3 protein-coding genes are annotated in these 4,863 nt (G+C 45.4%); all 3 read right to left on the bottom strand.

Going from position 1 to position 4,863, the window contains the following annotated elements; translation table 11 throughout:
• Window positions 1-45: 45 nt before the first annotated feature.
• Window positions 46-1,410 (bottom strand): flagellar biosynthesis protein FlhF, encoded by a 1,365-nt coding sequence (flhF, locus tag A3757_RS15120; protein WP_068554876.1) that lies wholly within the window; start codon window positions 1,408-1,410, stop codon window positions 46-48.
• Between the two features lie 77 nt (window positions 1,411-1,487).
• Window positions 1,488-3,665: a flagellar biosynthesis protein FlhA gene (flhA, locus tag A3757_RS15115; RefSeq protein ID WP_068511918.1), complete on the bottom strand. Its 2,178-nt coding sequence runs from the start codon at window positions 3,663-3,665 to the stop codon at window positions 1,488-1,490.
• 122 nt (window positions 3,666-3,787) lie between these two features.
• Window positions 3,788-4,863, bottom strand: a 1,076-nt coding sequence (gene flhB, locus A3757_RS15110) for a flagellar biosynthesis protein FlhB (RefSeq protein WP_082872120.1), incomplete at its 5' end; no start/stop codon positions are given.

Genomic DNA, 4,863 nt, shown 5'->3' with positions numbered 1-4,863 from the left:
ATATTTTAATCAACGCTAATAAGAGTTTAGCAGATATGATTAAGTTTACGCAGAATGAGAGAATATTTGATCTAAAACACCTTCATGCTCTTGGGCGCTGATTGTTACCCATCGCTCCGAACTATTCAATAAAGATTCAGCTCTCGAGAGGATTTCTTTTTGCCTAAACACATGAATATCCTCAGGAACTCGCTGACCGTCAGTAAAATAACTGGCTTTGAGACGCGTATCGATAAGAAAGCTCATCACCTCACCCAGGCTAACAGCTTCATCAACCTTAGTAATAATGGCGCCTGACAAGCCTACCATTTTGTAGTGATGGTAATTTGAACACATCACCTGATACTGCCCTACAGACGATACAACAAGGTGTGACTGAATATCATGACCCGACAGCTTTAATTCCTGCAGCTGCTCAGACCAGCACGCGTCGGTATGCATTAGGCCAGCAGTATCAACCAAGACAAGTTTTTTGTGACGCAAGCCATCAAGTATGGTATCCAGACTATGACGCTCATCAACAACATGGACAGGCACATTGAGTATTCTGCCAAACACCTTTAGTTGCTCGTGCGCAGCTATGCGGTATCTGTCAGTTGTCACCAAGGCTATATCATCAGCACCATGTCGAATAACAAACTGAGCAGCCATTTTACCTATTGTCATGGTCTTACCACTACCTGTAGGCCCAACCAATGCAATGACGCCACCCTGCTCGATCAGGTCATCTTCAGGAGCCGATATTAAAGCTGAAACACCCTGTGAAACACGAGACCATGCCTGACTGTAGTCCATACCTAAATCAACCATTGCCATTAGCCGTTTTTTAAGATCCCCGGCAATACAAAGGGATTCGAGTTTACGTTCGATTTTGCTGAGCGTAGCCGATTGCTCACGTTCTTTTTCATTCTGCACTTGCTTGTAAGCCTGCCCGGACATTAGTTTTTTAATCTCTAATATCTCTGCACGCATATCCGATAATTCGCCCCACGGAGTACCATTTTGTTTAGCATCATGTGACGCAGCCTTGCGCTCCATTGCCGAAGAGCTTGCCTCTGGTTCAGACACTGCCTCTGAATCGTTCTCTTGCGCAAGAGCATCAGGCCGCTCTTTACGCTTAGCCTTAACCTCTTCTATCTTTCTACGCGCACTATCTAGCTCTTTTTGCAGTTTCAGGTGTTTTTCTGCATGCATACGAGCAAGTTGGGAAGGGCTAGGCTCGCCACGCTCTATCAATTGACTTTCGATGGTTTCAGGTGAGACATCTTCCTCATAGTCGAGCGCAGCAACAATTTCGACACCACCGTCAACTTTTGAGTTGGATAAGATAACCGCATCGGGGCCAAGTTCTTCTCGAACCATTTTTAAAACTTCTTGCATGGTCGCTGAAAAAAAGCGTCTAACTTCCATAAGGAATCACCTGATTATGTTTACTACTCATCACTTCAATTGAACCTTGGAGCGAGTTCTACCGACACGACGTCAATTTATTGACCTACGTTCGCGACGATTGTTATTTGTTTATTGTTTGGCACTTCCTGGTAAGAAAGGACATTAATCGGGTCACTCCCAAACCTTACAAACTTAGCAAGCACTGGTCTCAAAGGCCCTGATACCAAAAGGATTGCAGGCTTTCCGAGCATTTCCTGGCGTTGAGCTGCTTCACCGAGCGATCGCTGAAGTGTTTCAACTATTCGGGGCTCAAGTATCATTCCCATATCATCACCCGCGCCAGTTTTTTGTGACTGCTGCACAGACTTTAGCAATAACTGTTCCAAGTCGGGCTCTAAGGTAATAACGGGGATTTCATCATCATTTCCACAAATATTTTGGACAATCAATCTTTTCATACCCTGTCGACATGCTTCTGTTAGCAGGGTGGAATCAGCTGACTTTGGAGTTACATTAACCAGCGCTTCAGCGATCGAACGCATATCTCTAATAGGTACGTCCTCGATCAATAGACTCTGAAGAACTTTTAATAACAGACTGACTGTTAATGTATTTGGAACCAGCTCTTCTGATAGCTTAGGTGACACCTTCGCCAACTGATCCAACCATTGCTGTACCTCCTCATGCCCCAATAACTCACTAGCATGCTTCTGAAGCACTTGATTCAAGTGTGTCGCCACCACAGTACTCGCATCGACAACGGTATAACCTAGCGTTTGCGCATGATCCTTTTGAGAACTCTCAACCCAGATTGCATCAAGCCCAAAAGCAGGGTCTCTACCCTCAACCCCGTCAATTTTCCCAAAGACCTGACCCGGGTTAATAGCTAGCTCTCTCTCTGGGTGAATTTCTGCTTCAGCAATCGTTACGCCCATCAAGGTGATTCGGTAAACATTTGGCATAAGGTCAAGATTGTCGCGAATATGAACTGAAGGCATTAAGAAACCTAACTCTTGCGACAGCTTTTTACGCACCCCTTTTATCCTACCAAGCAATGCCCCCCCCTGATTTTTATCAACAAGAGGAATTATGCGATAACCAACTTCCAGGCCTATAATATCGACCGACAAAACATCATCCCAGCCAAGCTCTTTGTACTCTTCTTTAGGCTGTCCATCAGCCGATATTTGACCTTGATTATCAGGCGTTACATTAGCACCGCCAGACATATTAGGCTGAGCACCTGACCTGCGAGCACCCGGAGCGCTTGCTTCAACCTCTTCACCTTTCGATCTCTTGTTTTGACCATACCAAGCAAAAAATGCTAAACCGCCACCCAAACCCAAGAATGCCAAATGAGGCATGCCCGGTACCAGACCCATTGCGATAAGAATGCCTGAGGCCACATATAAAGCCTTTGGGGATAGAAACATCTGATCAAGAACTTGTGACGACATGTCCTGCATACTACTAACACGTGTCACCATAATTGCTGCGGCGGTAGAAAGTAGTAGCGAAGGAATCTGTGCAACCAAGCCATCACCAATAGTCAGTAGCGAATACTTTTCCATTGCATCAGAGAATTCTAGATCATGCTGCACCATGCCAATAGAGAGACCGCCTATGATATTGATCGCTAAAATCAACAAACCCGCAATGGCATCACCACGAACAAACTTACTGGCACCATCCATAGAACCATAAAAGTCAGCCTCCGTTGCAATTTCTTCACGACGTGACTTGGCTTCTTCCTGTTCGATAATGCCAGCATTAAGATCAGCATCAATCGCCATCTGTTTACCCGGCATCGCATCGAGCGTAAAGCGCGCACTAACCTCCGAGACCCTGCCAGCACCCTTTGTTACAACAACAAAGTTAATAATCATCAAAATAGCAAAGACAACCAAACCGACAGCGTAATTGCCTCCAATGACAACCTCACCGAAGGCCTCAATCACCTTACCTGCAGCATCGCCACCTTCGTGCCCCTCCAAGAGAACAACACGAGTTGAAGCGACATTTAGCGCCAAACGTAAAAGCGTGGCAACTAACAAAACGGTTGGGAATATCGCGAACTCAACGGGCCGCAGGGAGTAGACACAAACAAGCAAGACAACAAGCGCCAAAGCAATATTGAAGGTAAACAACAAATCAAGCAGGAAAGGAGGAACAGGAAGGGTCATCATCCCCAGGATTGCAATCAATAGCACCGGGATGGCGAGATTACCCTGAGTAAGAACCTTGAATTGTTGAAGCATTGCGGCTTGCTGCATAAATATCACTACCAAGACTGATATCGTCACTAATTTGACGAAAAACAAATATCAGTAAGGTATCAGCAAGATTCACGCCGACTTCTACAGTTTACGGTAATTAGGCAATGCCAGCCCCTTAATCAAGAGCCATCATATTTAAGATCATCCGGTATGGGGAAGTCCGGTTTCGGAGGTTTTGTAATAACGCGACGCCTAAACTGCTTAAGCTGAAATACGTATGCCAGCACTTGTGCAACCGCCATATACAAACCACTCGGAATTTCCTGACCAATCTCGGCATGATGGTAGACCGAACGCGCAAGCGGTGGAGCCTCAACAATTTCGACATCATGTTCGTTGGCAATTTCTCTAATCTTCAAGGCGACTTGATCATGCCCTTTCGCAAGCAAAATTGGCGCGGCATCTTCTTCAGGTTTATATCGTAGCGCGACTGAAAAGTGAGTTGGGTTGGTAATCACCACGTCAGCCTGAGGAACATCTTGCATCATTCGACGCTGCGCCATTTCCATCTGCAATTGGCGAATCTTCCGTTTAACCTCTGGCTTACCTTCCGTGTCCTTGAATTCGTCTTTCACTTCCTGCTTCGTCATCTTCAGATTTTTTGTATGATCAAATATCTGAAAAGGTACATCAATCATAGCGATCACGATCATCGTACATGCTAAATAGAAAAAACCCCACCCCAGTATTTTGGAAGCTGTTTCCATTGCTGAAATTACATTTTGATCGGCAAGCCCGATAAGCGTTGGCAATTGCGAGTGAATAATCAAAACTGCAACTGCGACAACCAATGACACCTTTGCAATCGCCTTTATGAGCTCCACTAAGGACTTGAGGGAAAACATCTTCGCCAAGCCTTTAATTGGGTCCATTCGGCTAAACTTAGGCGCCAGAGCTTTAGTTGAGAAAAGCCAACCACCCAAAGCAACGGACCCTGCAATAGCCGATACAAACAACAAAATTAGAAACGGCAAAATACCTTCTGCAACTTCAACCGCGGCTCTTGCGAGATACATTCCCATCTGGCTTGTATCTTGTGTCGCCTCTCTAGAAAACGAAAAACTAGCAGTCATGATCTTTGTTAAAGATGCTGCGATACCGCTACCAAAAATTAACAAGCCCCCCGCCCCGACAATCAGTAAAAAAGTTGTATTTAACTCTTTTGATCGGGGAACCTGACCTTCTTCTCGCGCTT

This window comes from Oleiphilus sp. HI0117 (genome assembly GCF_001635235.1).
The sequence above is the reverse complement of the archived record's forward strand: the minus strand, read 5'-3'. Positions and strand labels throughout refer to the sequence as shown.